Below are 14,978 nucleotides of genomic sequence, written 5' to 3'. Positions count from 1 at the left end.
CGGATGACGCAGCCACCGCAGGCCCGCCCCATAAGGCCATGGACCGGAGCGCCCGGTAGCCCATTGTGTAAAAAATAAGGATGCAGATGGACCTACAAACGCAACGCAGCCTTGAAGAGTTCCTGCGTTTGTCGGACCTTTGCCCTGGCCGTGTCGAGGCGCGGATGGAGTTCTCCCTGCCGCCCTTTCGGTTATACATCGAATACACCCAGGGCCGGGTGCTGCTTTCACTGGCGCGCCAGGTCGAAGCCTGTCGGCGTTTCAGCACGCTCAAGGCCCTGCTGGGGCACTGCCACCCGGCATCCACCCAGGGGGTCGCGCTGCGCGCCTATGTCGTGGGCGACCGGCAAATGCTCAGTGGCGCACTGGTACCCGGCAGTAGCGTCACGCAATGGATCGAGTGCCTGAAATGCATGCGGCGGCTGCTCGAACGCCACGCCGGGGACCGTCAATGAACCGCCTCGGCCACTGGCTTTCGCTGGCCGCGGGCCGCCAGGACATCGTGCTGGCGGTACTGCTGTTGCTTGCGGTGTTCATGATGATAGTTCCGTTGCCCACGGGACTGGTGGACCTGCTGATTGCCATCAACCTCACGATTTCCATCGTGCTGTTGATGATGGCCCTGTACATCCGCGAGCCGCTGGAATTCTCCACCTTCCCGGCCGTCTTGCTGATCACCACCCTGTTTCGCCTGGCGCTGACCATCAGCACCACCCGCTTGATTCTGCTGCAGGCGGACGCCGGTGAAATCGTCTACACCTTTGGCAACTTCGCCGTCGGGGGCAACCTCGGCGTCGGCCTGATTGTGTTCATGATCATCACCATCGTGCAGTTCATCGTGATCACCAAAGGCTCCGAACGGGTCGCCGAAGTGGGCGCGCGCTTTTCCCTCGATGCCATGCCAGGCAAGCAGATGAGTATCGATGGCGACATGCGCGCCGGGATCATCGACGCCAATGAAGCCCGCCGCCAACGCGGCCTGGTGCAGAAGGAAAGCCAGCTGTACGGCGCGATGGACGGGGCGATGAAGTTCGTCAAGGGCGATGCGATTGCGGGCATCATCATTATCCTGGTCAACATCCTCGGAGGCACCGCGGTCGGCGTGTTCATCCATGGCATGAGCGCGGGCACCGCCATGTCCACCTACGCCATTCTGTCCATCGGCGATGGCCTGATCAGCCAGATTCCGGCGCTGCTGATCTCCATCACCGCCGGTATTATCGTGACCCGCGTCCCGGGGGAGCAGCGCAAGAACCTGGCCAGCGACCTGAGCGAGCAAATCACCCGACAACCCCAGGCCTTGACGCTGGCCGCCGGGGTGTTGCTGGTATTCGCCCTGATCCCCGGTTTCCCGGTCATCTACTTCGTCGGCCTGGCCGGGGCGGTCTACGGCGGCGCCTGGTGGATCAGGAAACGTCAACCCCGTGCCGCCTCGAACAGCACCTCGGCCGATGCGCCGCCAGGCTCGATCGGCGATGACAGTCAGCCGGCGATGACGCCGGGGGCGATTCCGCTGATGGTGCTCATGGCCAGCGACCTCGGGCGCTCAAGGGGGCTCGACGAGGCTTTCCAGCAGCTTCGGCAGAAGAAATTCGAACAGCTGGGCATTCCGCTGCCTGACATTCACCAGCAGATCGATGCCTCGCTCGAAGCCGGGACCTTGCGCATTCTTTTGTACCAGGAGCCCGTCCTGACCCTGAAGGTGCCGGAGGGGTTGCTGCTGGCCGATGCGCACTCGATGCCCCTGGCGCAAGCACGCCACACAGACAAGTTGCCCTTTGGCGGCCATACCCTGCAATGGCTCGACCCCGAGCAGCATGAGACGCTGGCCGCCCTCGGCGTGGTGCTGCATCGGGACCAGGCCCGCGTCACTCATTGCCTGTCCCTGGTCATGGACCGTTATGCCGCCGACTTCATCGGTGTCCAGGAGACCCGTTTCCTCATGGACTCCATGGAAAACAGCCATGCCGAACTGGTCAAGGAAGTGCAGCGGCAAATGCCCATCGGGCGCATTGCCGATGTATTGCAACGCCTGGTAGGCGAAGGCGTTTCCATCCGCGACCTGCGCAGTATTCTCGAGGCCCTGACGGAATGGTCTCCGCGAGAAAAAGACCCGATCATGCTCACTGAATACGTACGGGTGGCCCTGCGTCGCCACATTGCCACGCGCTACCGTGGCAACCAGGCGTGGATCAGTGGCTGGATGATCGGCGACGGCATCGAGGGGCTGGTGCGTGAATCGATCCGGCAGACAGCCGCCGGCTCTTACTCGACGCTGGAAGCCACCCAGAACCAAGCCATTATCGAAGGCATCCGCGAGCGCGTCGGCGACGGCGACCCTCGTCGCGCCGTGCTGATCACCGCCATCGATGTCCGGCGGTTTGTGCGCAAGATTGTCGAGCGTGAATACTCGGGCCTGCACGTCCTGTCGTTCCAGGAACTGGGCGATGAAGTCGAGTTGCGGGTCATTGGCAACATCGACCTGATCGAGCAGGCTTGATATGCGCGCGCCGAACCTCACCACCCTGCGCGACCTGCTCGAGCAAAGGCCCTGCTTCCAGCGGGCGGGGGCCACGACGGCCGAGGTCGGCGAGTACTTCAACGGCCGCATCAGCGAAGTCGGCCCGACCCTGTTGCGCGCATCCCTGCCTGGCGTCGGGCTCGGCGAACGGTGTCGGCTGGAACCCTCCGGGATCGAGGCCGAGGTCGTCGCCGTGGAGGGTGATTACGCGGTGTTGTCACCCTTCAGCGACCCCCTCGGCGTGACCACCGGCAGCCAGGTGCACGCGCTGGGCAAACCCCATGAAATCGCCCTGGGGGCCTTCCTGCTTGGCGGCGTCGTCGATGGCCTGGGGCGCCCGCTGGACGGCAGCGATGCCCCGGCCGGTTGCCTGTGGCGCGGCGTCGAGCGCGAGGCCCCCGAAGCCCTCACCCGCCCGATCATCGACACGCCTCTGCCGCTGGGCGTGCGGGCGATCGATGCCCTGCTGACCTGCGGGGTCGGCCAGCGGGTCGGCATCTTTGCAGCGGCGGGAGGCGGTAAAAGCACGCTGCTGGGGATGGTGTGCGATGGCAGCCTGGCTGACGTGATCGTGCTTGCCCTGATTGGCGAACGGGGACGCGAAGTCCGTGAGTTTCTTGAACATACGCTGTCCCCGGCCGCGCGCGCGCGCACCATTGTGGTGGTGTCGACCTCCGACCGCCCGGCGCTCGAACGGCTGAAAGCCGCCTACACGGCGACCACCATTGCCGAGTATTTTCGCGACCAGGGCAAGACCGTCCTGCTGATGATGGACTCATTGACCCGGTTTGCCCGCGCCGCCCGGGAAATTGGCCTGGCCGCCGGAGAAGTGTGCGCTGCCGGCGGTTATCCGCCCAGTTTCTTCGCCCGCCTGCCCCGCTTGCTCGAACGCGCGGGCCCCGCCGCCATCGGCAGCATCACGGGGATCTACACGGTGCTGGTCGAGGGCGACAACATGAATGAGCCGGTGGCCGATGAAGTGCGCTCGATTCTCGACGGCCATATCGTGCTGTCGCGCAAGCTCGCCGAAGCCAACCATTATCCGGCCATCGATATCGGCGCCAGCGTCAGTCGGGTGATGAGCCAGATCGTCGATCCCGAGCATCGGCACATGGCCGGCAAAGTGCGGCGCCTGATGGCGGCCTACAAGGACATCGAGTTGTTGGTCAGGGTCGGTGAATACCAGGCCGGCCAAGACGACGAAGCCGATGAGGCCCTCGCCCGTCGTGACGCGATCCGGGGATTGCTGTGCCAATCCACCACGCAGAAGAACAGCTTCCAGGAAACCATCCAGCACCTATGCCAGACACTGACAGCCTGACCCTGCGGCGCCTGCTATCGCTCAAGCAGCGGCGCGAACAAAGCCTGCGTGCCGCGCTGAGCGCGCTGGCCCGGCAGGAAAACCAACTGCAGGACAGCATCGCCGGGGCACTGCAGCAGCGCCTCCAACTGCAGCGCCAGTGGCGCGAATGCTGCGAGGTTTCACAAGTCCTCGATCACCGGGCGCTGCGGGACCTGAAGATCGAACTCGCCCAATACCACCAGCAAGACCATGCCATGACCGAACGGCTGGAAGCGTTGCACGCCGAACAGCAGCGGATCCGCGGTGAACAGGCGCAGGGGCAGATACAACTGCGCAAGCTGCTGGTGGAACAAGAAAAACTGAACTGGCTTCTGGAGTGACCCATGCCTTGCCTGAAAGCACTCTCCAACCCATCGAGGCGCGACACCTCGCACATTGCATGCGACCCGCGCCCGGACCACGAACAGCAACGAGACTTCGACGCGCTGTTGAACCCGGCGCCTCCCAGGCGCCTTGCTTCGACAGCGCCGGCCCTCGAGGCTGCCTGGCCACGACACCCGCATTCGGCCCTGGCGCAAGCCTTCACGCCTGAGATCGCCCAGTTGCGCGGCCTGGGCCGGCGCAATCCCGGTAGCCTCGACCTGCGGCTGACCAACGGCCCGCTGGCAGGACTGGAGATACAGGCCAGCGCCCAGGCCAGCCTGTTGTGCCTGAACATCAAGGTCGCCGACCGCGACACCTTTGAACGCATCGTCGGCAGCCGCGGGCTACTCGAAAACCAATTGGCGGCGATCCTCAATCGTCCGGTGGCACTGACGCTGCAACAGCTGAACGGAGAACCCTGGTGAAATTGCCGAAACTGAGTCAGGCCGAGGGCCGATTGCTGCGCAAACTCGGTCGTGGACGGCGCCTGGAACTGCTCGAGGGGGGCATGACCCTCACCTACGGCCTGGCAGGGGGCGATGGACTGATCCTGCACGCCCAGGTATTGAACCAACCGGTTCGTCTCTGGGTCGCCGCCCCTGCCTGGTGCCGCTGGATCCGCCCGCAGCTCGATGTACCGGACTGGTCGGCAGTCCCGACTGAACTGCACGAGGTCCTGGCGAGCTGGACCCTCGCCTCGGCAGGAGCCGGGCTGGCGGACAGTATGGTTGCCTGGCCCACGGCCAGCCGCCTGGAGGCGGCAACGGTCGAGACAAGCCCCAACTGGTGCCTGTGCTTCGAGCATGAGGAGCGGTCGCTGGTCGCCTCGGTCCTGGAAGCCCCCGTGCAATGGCTCGATAGCCTCAGTGAACTGTTCCAGCCGATGGATACCCAGGACGACAGCGACCATCGAACGCTCCCCGCGGCCCTGATCGTCGGCTGGAGCCATGTCGATCGAGACAGCCTGAAACGCTTGCGGCCCGGTGACGGCTTGCTGCTACACCACGCCTACCGGGCGACCGAGGGCCAGTTGGGGCTGTTCCTGTCTCGCCCGCTGGCCACCCTTTCGACCCACGATGCCGCGCCACTTGCCCTGGAGACTGTCTTGCACGATTTCAATGACTGGATGGACATCGCCCCGGGGCCCGGCGCCCCCGGTTCCCCCTCCGGCAGCGAGCTGCTGGTGACCGTTGTCGCTCAAGTCGGCTCGCTCGAAGTACCGCTGCACCAACTGGCCCATCTACAGGAGGGAGAGGTACTGCAAGGTCCGGCCTGTATCGACGACTTCGTCACCCTGAAGGTCGCCGGCAAAACCATTGCCCATGGCCTGCTGCTGGAGATCGATGGAAGGCTGGCGGTGCGGATCGACCGGCTTTTCTGACCCGGCGGAAAATCTCAGGTATGCGCCGGATGGGCGCTGTGCGGTCCTCGCCCGATAATGGAAAAACAGCCCCCGGAGCGAATCGATGAACCTGCTGGACCAGCCGCTGCACCTGATCCTTCTGCTGTCCGCTGTCTCCATATTGCCGTTGCTGCTGATCCTTGGAACCTCTTTCCTGAAACTGGCGGTGGTGTTCTCGCTCCTGCGCAACGCCCTGGGCATCCAGCAGATTCCACCGAACATTGCCCTGTACGGCCTGGCATTGATCCTGACGATGTTCATCATGGCGCCCATCGGCCTGGAGATTCAGGACAACCTGGCGGCCAATCCCATTCAAAGCGAGTCCGACGATTTCATCAGGCAGGTCGACAGTGGAATACTGGCGCCGTATCGGGTGTTTCTTGAACGCAATACCGCGCCGGACCAGGCGCACTTCTTCTCAAGCATCGGCCGCGACATCTGGCCACAGAAGTACCACGACCGTCTCCCCGACAGCTCCTTGCTGGTGCTGATGCCCGCCTTCACCGTCAGCCAGTTGATCGAAGCGTTCAAGATCGGCCTGCTGCTGTACCTGCCCTTTATCGCGATCGACCTGATCGTCTCCAACGTCCTGCTCGCCATGGGCATGATGATGGTCTCGCCGATGACCATCTCGATGCCCCTCAAGCTGCTGGTGTTCGTCTTGATGAATGGCTGGGAAAAGCTGCTCGGCCAGCTGATGTTGTCGTTCAACTGAGGGAATGGCGGATGAGTGAAGCGCTGATTACTCAACTGGCCATGCAGATGATGTGGTTGGTCCTGCTGCTGTCGTTGCCGGTGGTGGTGGTCGCCTCCGTGGTCGGGGTGCTGGTCAGCCTGGTGCAGGCCCTGACCCAGGTGCAGGACCAGACCATTCAGTTCCTGATCAAGCTGGTGGCTGTCGCCATTACCCTGGCAATGACCTTCAACTGGATGGGCGACATCCTGCTGGCCTACGCCAACCGGTCGTTCGAGCTGATCAACCAGATGAGGGCCTGAACGTGGACATCCTGGCTCAATGGCTACCCGTGATCGGCCTGTGCATGCTGCGCCCCCTGGGGCTGATGCTGATGGTGCCGCTGTTCAACCAGGCCACCCTCGGCGGCACGCTGGTGCGCAATGCCCTGGTGCTGATGATTGCCCTGCCACTGATTCCCCTTCATGACACCTGGCCAACCCTGGAAAGCGTCCGCCAGGACGCCACGGCCGGACGTTACCTGATGCTGATCTGCGGTGAGTTGAGCATCGGCCTGATGATGGGTTTTTGCGCGGCCATCCCGTTCTGGGCCATGGACATGGCCGGGTTCCTGATCGACACCCTGCGGGGCGCTTCCATGGCCAGCGTGCTCAACCCCCTGCTGGGCCAGCAATCGTCGCTGTTCGGCATCCTGTTTACCCAGGTATTTGGCGTGTTGTTCCTGGTGACCGGCGGTTTCAACCAGTTGATCGCGGGGATCTATCACTCCTACAGCGTCTTGCCCCCTGGCGAAGTCTTTCATTTCGGCCCGGGTTTTCTGGCGTTCCTGTCCCGGCAGTGGCAACTGGCCTATGAGTTGTGCCTGCGTTTCTCGATGCCGGCGATTGTCGCCATTCTTCTGGTGGATATGGCCCTTGGCCTGGTCAATCGCTCGGCCCAGCAACTGAACGTGTTTTTTCTGTCGATGCCGATCAAAAGCGCCTTCGCCCTGCTGATGCTGGTCATGAGCCTGGGCTTCGCGTTCAAGGCGCCCCTTGAACAGAGCAGCCAATGGGTGCAGCACGTACTCACCTTGATGGACCACCTGCGATGAGCGAAAAAACCGAGCAACCCACGGCGAAAAAAATCCGCGAAGCTCGCGCCAAGGGCCAGGTTGCCAAAAGCATGGAGGTCACCAGCGGCGTGCAACTGGCGGTGATGCTCGGCTATTTCATGTTCGAAGGCGACTACCTGCTCGACAGCTTCACGGCACTGCTCGACACCACGATCAACGCCATCAACCTGGACCTGGCCTCGGCGCTCAAACAGTTGGGCGAACTGTTCTCAGCGATCGTTGTGCGAGTGGCGGGAGGTATCGCCGCCATGCTCATCCTCACCACCCTGGTGGCCATCGTTGCCCAGACCGGACCCTTGCTCGCGCCCGAGGCGATCCAGCCCTCCCTGGAAAAACTCAACCCGCTGGCCAACGCCAAGCAGATGTTTTCCATGCACAGCCTGTTCGAGTTCGGCAAATCCCTGGCCAAGGTCGGGGTCCTGTCACTGATATTTTTCTACCTGATCCGACAGTACGCGCCGTCCATCCAGTTCCTGCCCCTGTGCAGCGTGGCGTGCGGCCTGGAGGTCAGCACACAATTGCTGTACTGGATGTGGGCGGTGCTGATCGGGTTCTACGTGATGGTCGGCATCGCCGATTTCGCCTTCCAACGCTACAACACCAACCAGCAATTGATGATGTCGCTGGAGGACATCAAGCAGGAGTACAAGAACGCCGAAGGCGATCCGCACATGAAGCAGAAACGCAAGGAAGCGCACCGGGAAGTGCAAAGCGGCAGCCTGGCGGCGAATGTCGCCAAATCCACAGCGGTGGTGCGCAACCCCACCCACATTGCGGTCTGCCTGTACTTCAAGCCCGGTGAAACCCCCTTGCCACGGGTGATCGAAATCGGCCACGACCATGTGGCCTTGAACATCGTCGCCCTTGCCGAAAAGGCGGGGATTCCGGTGGTCGAGAACATCGCCACCGCCCGCGCCCTGGCGGCCCAGTGCGACGTGGGTCGCTACATTCCCGCCGAGCTGTTCGAACCGGTGGCGCATATTCTGCGAATCGCCATGCAGCTGGACTACGAGCAGCAAGCGCCATGATCCGCTGGCGAAGGTCAGTGGTCGGCATGGGGCTGCTCCTGGCCTGTGGCCCGGTTGCCCTGGTCTGCGCCCAGGACAGCGGGTTGGACGCGCCCCTGACCTGGACCCGAGGCGACCTTGAAAGCGACATTTCTCCTGCGCCGGCCCCCCTTGTGCCGCCCCCTTCGCCTCCTGCTTCTGCGGCCAGCGTGGTGCCATCCCGCCCCCTCCTCCCCTATGGTCCACTGATTGACAGCGTGGCCAGGGAGTACCACCTCGACCCGCGTTTGCTGCACGCCATGATTCACGTGGAGTCCCGCTACCAACAGGGCGCTGTTTCAAATAAAGGCGCGGTCGGCCTGATGCAAGTCATGCCCCTCACAGGCGCGCGATTTGGCTACACCGACCTGAGCAACGCACCCGACAACCTGCGCGCCGGCGCGGCCTACCTGAGATGGCTGCTCGATCATTTCGATCACAACCTGGAACTGTCCATCGCCGCCTACAACGCAGGAGAAGGCGCGATAAAAAAGTACGGCCGGGAAATTCCGCCTTACCCCGAAACCCAGACTTATGTCACTCGCGTCATGGCCCGCTACCGGGAAAACACCATGGGGTTTGCTGCTCCTGACCAGACGCGCCAACCCGAAGTCCGCGCAACGGAAAATCCATCGACAGCCCTGCGCAGTGCCGCGGTGTTCTTACACACCCTGGGCTCACTGCTGCTGGCTTCGCCGGAACACGAGGATGGATAAACGCAGCAAACAACCTGGCTGGCATTGAGCTGGGAGCAGCGCCCCGCGCCATAGTGAAACTGCATGACCAGCCTCCACGAGCAGTCGAAAGCAACAACTAACGCAAGAGGAAATCCCCATGCTGACTCCGAGTCATTCGCTACCCAACCTACACGCCGCCAGTCGTCCCCATGAATTGTCCGAGAACGAAAACCCCTCTGGAAAAAAATCCAACTCAGCCAACTCCGGCATATTTGCCTACAACACATCAGCAGCAATGCTGTGCAAGGTCGATGATGCCTCCCATCGACTTGCCCAAGACGCGCCTTGTTCGCTGAACGGCAGCACCTTGGAGTTATTAAGTTTGACGCTGGTCAAGAACAAGGACTGGCCCGTCGATGTGCCCCTGGTCTGGAAACATGATGCTGATACCCGGCCCTATACGGCATTTGTCCCTGGGGAGGGAAAATGCTGGGTGGATGTCGGGATGTTATCCGCGGATCAACAAAAACAGAGTATCGAGATATGCCATGACGGCAAGGATAACTACTCGGCAAGCAAATCCGGAGAGGTCTGGGCAGCCTGCGGCGAAGATGCTTTTTTCAAAACGATGCTGGCCGTCAGAGGGGATGTCTCCGTAGATGCGATCAGTGACAAACAAGCCGCCGAGTTTCGCAAGCAGTTGGCTGGCAATGCCCTTGAACAGCGCACCGTGCTGGGAGCGCTGTGGCAAGAGGGACTCCAGGACCCTGTGAAGCTGGAGGGTGCAGGCGCTGTCACTGCTGCAAACGACATCAAGAACCCTGTGAATGCCGTGCCTATCAATCTGGAGCGCAATCCGCGCTGGATCAATCCCGAGACCAGGCCGGCGTGTAAATACTCCCCGGTCAAAGTAGGCGATCTGCCGCATAAAGACGCCATCAAAGGCACTCGGGAAGACGCCATTAAAAGTATGCAGGCGGTTCTTGATAAGCGGATTGATACCTGCAGGGAACTTGCCATGGACCGCGCAATACCCAGTGCTGGCAGTTGGTTTTCATTTGTCAGGGGCCCGCAGTTGCATGAGCCGCATCTGAACAAGGGCACTGTTCCGGCACTGGTCATCAGTGGCGGAAGTGCCAACAAGCTGAGTGCAGATCTCAGTAAGGACTACAGCCTGGCATGGCACCCGAAAAACATGACGAATGAGCGTGGCACGCATGCCGAGCCTGTCTATCTGCTTGTCCACAGGCTCGATTACCCGACCTACGCCTCGACGCTGAAAGAGCTGCTTGAACAGTACCCGAACCTGCATCTGGTCGGTTGGGATGGAGGAAAGCTGACAGGGTTTGGTGCCGCGCGAGCATCGGCCCTGGCCTTTGCCGATTCCCTTTCGTATCGCCCTGAAAGAGTCATGATGATCGATCAGGATGTTGTAAAGACGGAACAGACCAGACATACCAACCCAAGGGTGCGAACTGCGGTAGAAGGTCTGCACCAGACAAGCCAGCAGCCGATTGTCGGCTACGGTATCGGTTACCCGGCACGACAGTCGCCTCCCACACCTTTCGGAGAAACACTCCCACCCACGCCAGCGGATCTGAACGGGCCAGCGGAACAGTTCGTTTCGATCAAGGCGCCGTTTCGCAAGCAATGGGAGGATGGCATTTACCCTCCTTATATGGTTGCAGGTGGCGAAGACATGTTGATGAGCAAGGAACTCGGCCTGAGCAAAGATGGGCGCAACAGGGTTTTGCCAGAAGAAAGAATCATCAAGAAGGAGCTGAAGGGGCCAGCGGACACCCCGAATGTCTACTGGAACGAAGGCCGCACCCAGACCCTCAAGGCGCTCTTCGAAGCGGAGAAGAATACCTGGGTGGAATTCGAAGAGCAGAAAATGAGCCTGGATGATCTGCTGCATAAGTTCAAAGACAATGGATGGATCGCTTCACACCCGAGTGTTGAGTCTTACAACGTTTCGGCCTGTGTGATTGAACGTATTATTTTGCGGCTGAACAATGAATTGACTAAGGAGGCGCAGCAAAAGTAATCAATCGCTCCCAATGCCAATCAAGCGCAACCCACACAGGAACGGGCCTGTTTGCGGTATATCGGTAATCATTGATAGCCACCGGTACTCCCTCTTCGCGAGCAGGCTCGCTTGTATGGCAGGCGTTACAGGACGAAGGGTCACAAAACTCTATTCAGACTCTCCCTCATACTTTTGAGCACTTTGATTGAAACTCCACACATGCGATCTAGTCAACGCATCCTTACCCTTATAGATAACGCCACCTTCCCTATCTCTCTGATAGGAATACACTTCAATATCTTTATATCTATTTTCACCACCAGAAGCAACATCTAAAACCTTAACACCTGCAAAATAATCCCCACCAACAAACTTCAAATACCCTCGACACTGGATAAAAAAACCATAAACCTTATCCTTACTTGACCCTTCACTACCGGAAGAAGAAAAAACAAAGTCTTTCACCCCATCACCATTAAGATCATCATTATAGACAACCCTACCCTCTTGAACAGAGAACTTTACCCCATCAACTCTTGAGAGCGTATAAACAGGATCGCCATCTTCTGCCCACTGCGAAATAAAATGTTTAGGACCATTGGCATCACAAACTTCTACTGTCGCTGCTTGAGCAATCGGAGAAAACAGCAGAAATGCTAGGGCATACTTCATATTCACTCATCCAAAATAAATGTATTACTACCAGTTCGGACTGCTCCCTGGGGCTGGGTAGAGCCAAAAATTATACTAGCCGTTATAGTGGAATTTACAACTGCGGCCGCAGACAAAAGCCTTCTAGACAAGGCAACCTCATGTGTATCACCCCAACTTGACACTGGTAACTGCCAGTTCACTGTGGTTACTTCATTTATTGCCTGCTGTATGACTGGCACGATTCTTTGATAATCATCATGAACAACATGAGATGGTCGATATACGTGCCATCTCAAAAGTATTGCCACACTCTTCTCTGAAGTAAAAACACCACCCAAGGTACTAGTTACATTCGCAGTACCAACACGAAACCGAACCTCTTTACCCAAAATATCCCTGAGCCTAACTTTGGCCATTGACCACATCGCATCCCTATATCCCGACAAGGTTCGACCTGCCATACTCAACCGATAGAACCAATGCCACGTTTTTAAGTAATGGGCTTCTTCTTTAGTCCTCGGTAGATCGTCAAACTCACTCTCATCATGAATTTGCTGAGCAGGGACATATGTATCATTTGTTAACCTCACCCATCCAGAATAAGTTTTTAGGTCCTCGACGTATAACCTCGAATCTCCCCAATCATATTTAGGATAAAGTCCAAAACCACCAAAGACCTTCCTAAACACCTCATTATCCCTTTCTTTCAGGTAAGAAATAAAACCAACAAACTCACCCTTCCCGTACTTATCATTGTCGAACAAGCCCATAGTCCAGTGGCACGCCCCCGCAGATACCAGCGCGTTATCCCACGCATTAAGCACATCAAAACGTCCAAAACACTCTGCCTCAGCAACCACTCGAATAGTACGATAAGTTGAAAGTGCCGGACTATTAAGCTGTGCCGGATTTACTGCTGATCCGATTATATTTTGCACTGTCATTTCAGCCTCTGGCGACCAACTATGCCCTTTAGTTGCATTAGGTCCCCCGAAACCTCGAGACTCGTAATAACCTACAGCATGGTAATCGTTTTGCGCCCGTCCAACCAGAAAATCAAAATAACTTGAGAAGTCCCTCACCAGAACCCTCGGTGCTCCCTCAGTGAAGCTATCATGCGCCCAAATATTACACCCAGAAACAGCAATATCGCTCCTGACCCCACGAACCATTTTCCAAGCTTCAAACACTACCGGACATCTATAATCATTATCCAGCCAGTGATCTATCGTTGATCTAGTCTGTGCATTCAGAACCCCACTTATAGGACCAGAGTATCGTGCTGAATTGGCGACTGATTGTAGACTGTCTACGTAACAACTAACCGGACCGAGAGTTGATCCACCCACGACAGATGCTTTCCCAGCTTTTACCAAAATGACTGCTGAGCTATCAAAATATACATCTGAATTTTCCACCTTTACAGGAGAACCTGCTTGATCTAATAGGAGTTGGCCTTTTTTATTTTGTCTAACACATGCCACTTGAGCCATGGATGCGTAAATTTGAAACTCTCTAACAGCCCAGCCAGTACGAACTCCAAACCCGCCATCTGGCTTTCCAACTATGGAGAACCCTAAAAAAGCCAAATCCTCCTGAAGTTTTCTTACATACTCTAAAACAGCTAAAGCCGCACTATTACCTGAAGACGCAATAGCTGTTTCAGCAGAAATAACGGAAAGACTCGGATTTTCGACACCACCCCATCGTGGAGGTAAGTTCTGTGCTGGCTTACCATCATGATCTCCAAGACGAAGATCGAAACCTCCATAAATCATGATTCACTTCCTTATGCAATATGTTGCTCTTTTAATCGTTTAACATCACTGGCAGATAGATAATCTTTATCTGTCAACTCACATGAACGATTGAAGCAGCGGGTGGCGTACTTTGTTTTCGGGCCATTTTCACCGTCAATTTTTCCGTGATAGAAGCCAAGATTTTTCAGTCGTGATTGAAGCCCCTTAACATCCGAAGCAGCTGATTGCGAACTTAGATCAAGTTCCCATACCCAAGGTTGCGCCTCTAGCCCAAATGCATAGAAGGTTAACTTTCCTTTTTTAGCACTTAGCGAAACCGGTTGATCTACAAACCCATCAGTAGATGTTGTGCCCTTATAAATCACACCATCGGCTTCCAATATATAGGGCTGTCCTGAAATCCCTTTCTTGTCATAGGGACGTTTCATTTGAATACGAAAGCTTTTGCGGAAGCTTTCCGATGGAGGGGATTGCAGCGAGTTCACCAACGCCTCCTCCATCAGGCTGCCAGCCTTGTCCGCATCGGCCGCCCCCGGCAGGCCCGGCATCAGAATGCCGATCCCAGTCCCACTCCCCGGCGATCCCCCCGCATTGATCTTCACCACCGGCCCCACCACCGTAACTCCACCGGCATCGAGCTTGATAAAGCTGCCTCCGGCCTTGATGGTCAGTTCGCTGCCGGCTTCGATGACCATCTTGGCCCCGGCCTTGAGGTGGATTTCCTGGCCGGCTTTGGTCAGTTGGGCGGTGCCGAGTTTGATGTGCTGGTTTTCGCCCACGGTCAGGTGGTCGTCGACGCGGGCTTCGATCTTGCGGTCGGCGTGGGTGATGCGGTGTTCTTCGGCCTTGAGTTCGGTGTAGGTGTTCTTCACCACGGTGTCGTGGCGTTCGTGGCCGATGCGGATTTTCTGGTCGTGCTCGATGTTTTCGTCCCAGTCGCGCTGGGCGTGGATGAAGATCTGTTCGGCGCCTTTTTTGTCTTCGATGCGCAGCTCGTTGTAGCCCGCGCCGCCCGGTGAGCTCATGGACTTGAATACGGTGCGGGTCTTGTTCGCCGGCAGGGCGTAGGGCACCGGGTGTTCCTTGTGGTACAGGCAGCCGGTGATCAGCGGTTGATCCGGGTCGCCTTCGAGGAAGGTCACCAGCACTTCCATGCCGATGCGCGGGATGACGATGGCGCCGTAGCGGTCGCCGGCCCAGCTGGAGGACACGCGCAGCCAGCAGCTGGTCTTGTCGTCGGCTTTGCCTTCGCGGTCCCAGTGGAATTGCACCTTCACCCGGCCGTACTGGTCGCAGTGGATTTCTTCGCCCTTGGGCCCGGTGACCACCGCGGTCTGGCTGCCCAGCACCCGCGG

Annotated in this window: 15 protein-coding genes; 12 read left to right on the top strand and 3 right to left on the bottom strand. The window is 58.4% G+C overall.

Translation table 11 applies throughout. The features are described from left to right. The first annotated feature begins 86 nt into the window (after positions 1–86). From ACTJKT_RS28285 to ACTJKT_RS28230, 12 genes are all read left to right on the top strand, one after another. A complete protein-coding gene (locus tag ACTJKT_RS28285; protein WP_106698188.1) occupies positions 87–455 on the top strand; it encodes a type III secretion chaperone SycN in 369 nt (122 codons plus the stop codon). Continuing rightward, complete coding sequence (locus ACTJKT_RS28280) at positions 452–2,500, top strand: EscV/YscV/HrcV family type III secretion system export apparatus protein (RefSeq protein ID WP_440789615.1); 2,049 nt, start codon at positions 452–454, stop codon at positions 2,498–2,500. The genes ACTJKT_RS28285 and ACTJKT_RS28280 overlap by 4 nt, the downstream gene beginning before the upstream one ends. 1 nt (position 2,501) lies before the next feature. Further along, a complete protein-coding gene (locus ACTJKT_RS28275; RefSeq protein WP_440789613.1) occupies positions 2,502–3,842 on the top strand; it encodes an EscN/YscN/HrcN family type III secretion system ATPase in 1,341 nt (446 codons plus the stop codon). Beyond that, complete coding sequence (locus tag ACTJKT_RS28270; protein ID WP_440789611.1) at positions 3,821–4,204, top strand: hypothetical protein; 384 nt, start codon at positions 3,821–3,823, stop codon at positions 4,202–4,204. The genes ACTJKT_RS28275 and ACTJKT_RS28270 overlap by 22 nt, the downstream gene beginning before the upstream one ends. 3 nt (positions 4,205–4,207) lie before the next feature. After that, positions 4,208–4,672, top strand: coding sequence for a hypothetical protein (locus ACTJKT_RS28265; RefSeq protein ID WP_440789609.1), 465 nt, complete (start codon positions 4,208–4,210; stop codon positions 4,670–4,672). Then, positions 4,669–5,628, top strand: coding sequence for a type III secretion system cytoplasmic ring protein SctQ (gene sctQ, locus ACTJKT_RS28260; RefSeq protein ID WP_440789607.1), 960 nt, complete (start codon positions 4,669–4,671; stop codon positions 5,626–5,628). The genes ACTJKT_RS28265 and sctQ overlap by 4 nt, the downstream gene beginning before the upstream one ends. A gap of 85 nt (positions 5,629–5,713) precedes the next feature. Continuing rightward, positions 5,714–6,364 (top strand): type III secretion system export apparatus subunit SctR, encoded by a 651-nt coding sequence (gene sctR, locus ACTJKT_RS28255; protein WP_053280203.1) that lies wholly within the window; start codon positions 5,714–5,716, stop codon positions 6,362–6,364. Between the two features lie 11 nt (positions 6,365–6,375). Next, positions 6,376–6,645 carry a type III secretion system export apparatus subunit SctS gene (gene sctS / locus ACTJKT_RS28250; RefSeq protein WP_053280204.1) on the top strand — a complete coding sequence of 90 codons (270 nt, stop codon included), beginning with the start codon at positions 6,376–6,378 and terminating at the stop codon, positions 6,643–6,645. Between the two features lie 2 nt (positions 6,646–6,647). After that, complete coding sequence (gene sctT / locus ACTJKT_RS28245; RefSeq protein ID WP_440789606.1) at positions 6,648–7,436, top strand: type III secretion system export apparatus subunit SctT; 789 nt, start codon at positions 6,648–6,650, stop codon at positions 7,434–7,436. Beyond that, complete coding sequence (locus ACTJKT_RS28240) at positions 7,433–8,485, top strand: EscU/YscU/HrcU family type III secretion system export apparatus switch protein (RefSeq protein ID WP_440789604.1); 1,053 nt, start codon at positions 7,433–7,435, stop codon at positions 8,483–8,485. Before sctT ends, ACTJKT_RS28240 begins: the two co-directional genes overlap by 4 nt. Before the next feature lie 26 nt (positions 8,486–8,511). Continuing rightward, entirely contained in the window at positions 8,512–9,219 is a 708-nt protein-coding gene (locus ACTJKT_RS28235; protein WP_440789602.1) for a lytic transglycosylase domain-containing protein, read from the top strand. A 118-nt stretch (positions 9,220–9,337) separates the two neighbouring features. Next, the gene (locus ACTJKT_RS28230) at positions 9,338–11,227 is read left to right on the top strand and encodes a hypothetical protein (protein ID WP_440789601.1); all 1,890 of its coding nucleotides are present in this window, start codon (positions 9,338–9,340) and stop codon (positions 11,225–11,227) included. Between the two features lie 150 nt (positions 11,228–11,377). Here ACTJKT_RS28230 and ACTJKT_RS28225 read toward each other — a convergent pair whose 3' ends face one another. The 3 genes from ACTJKT_RS28225 to tssI all read right to left on the bottom strand — a co-directional run. Beyond that, positions 11,378–11,881, bottom strand: coding sequence for a hypothetical protein (locus ACTJKT_RS28225; RefSeq protein ID WP_440789599.1), 504 nt, complete (start codon positions 11,879–11,881; stop codon positions 11,378–11,380). A gap of 2 nt (positions 11,882–11,883) precedes the next feature. Continuing rightward, on the bottom strand, positions 11,884–13,641 hold the full coding sequence (locus ACTJKT_RS28220) for a peptidoglycan-binding domain-containing protein (protein WP_440789597.1): 1,758 nt from the start codon (positions 13,639–13,641) through the stop codon (positions 11,884–11,886). Between the two features lie 11 nt (positions 13,642–13,652). Further along, positions 13,653–14,978 (bottom strand): type VI secretion system tip protein TssI/VgrG (gene tssI / locus ACTJKT_RS28215; RefSeq protein WP_440789595.1); only part of this gene is annotated, 1,326 nt, incomplete at its 5' end.

Origin of the sequence: Pseudomonas sp. 22526 (assembly GCF_052044735.1) — a bacterium.
Classification (GTDB): domain Bacteria; phylum Pseudomonadota; class Gammaproteobacteria; order Pseudomonadales; family Pseudomonadaceae; genus Aquipseudomonas; species Aquipseudomonas piscium.
The sequence above is the reverse complement of the archived record's forward strand: the minus strand, read 5'-3'. Positions and strand labels throughout refer to the sequence as shown.

Coding starts and splice junctions, on each gene's coding strand:
- ACTJKT_RS28285 (WP_106698188.1), top strand. CDS start 87: ATGGACCTACAAACGCAACGCAGCCTTGAAGAGTTCCTGCGTTTGTCG.
- ACTJKT_RS28280 (WP_440789615.1), top strand. CDS start 452: ATGAACCGCCTCGGCCACTGGCTTTCGCTGGCCGCGGGCCGCCAGGAC.
- ACTJKT_RS28275 (WP_440789613.1), top strand. CDS start 2,502: ATGCGCGCGCCGAACCTCACCACCCTGCGCGACCTGCTCGAGCAAAGG.
- ACTJKT_RS28270 (WP_440789611.1), top strand. CDS start 3,821: ATGCCAGACACTGACAGCCTGACCCTGCGGCGCCTGCTATCGCTCAAG.
- ACTJKT_RS28265 (WP_440789609.1), top strand. CDS start 4,208: ATGCCTTGCCTGAAAGCACTCTCCAACCCATCGAGGCGCGACACCTCG.
- sctR (WP_053280203.1), top strand. CDS start 5,714: ATGAACCTGCTGGACCAGCCGCTGCACCTGATCCTTCTGCTGTCCGCT.
- sctS (WP_053280204.1), top strand. CDS start 6,376: ATGAGTGAAGCGCTGATTACTCAACTGGCCATGCAGATGATGTGGTTG.
- ACTJKT_RS28240 (WP_440789604.1), top strand. CDS start 7,433: ATGAGCGAAAAAACCGAGCAACCCACGGCGAAAAAAATCCGCGAAGCT.
- ACTJKT_RS28235 (WP_440789602.1), top strand. CDS start 8,512: ATGGGGCTGCTCCTGGCCTGTGGCCCGGTTGCCCTGGTCTGCGCCCAG.
- ACTJKT_RS28230 (WP_440789601.1), top strand. CDS start 9,338: ATGCTGACTCCGAGTCATTCGCTACCCAACCTACACGCCGCCAGTCGT.
- ACTJKT_RS28225 (WP_440789599.1), bottom strand. CDS start 11,881: ATGAAGTATGCCCTAGCATTTCTGCTGTTTTCTCCGATTGCTCAAGCA.
- ACTJKT_RS28220 (WP_440789597.1), bottom strand. CDS start 13,641: ATGATTTATGGAGGTTTCGATCTTCGTCTTGGAGATCATGATGGTAAG.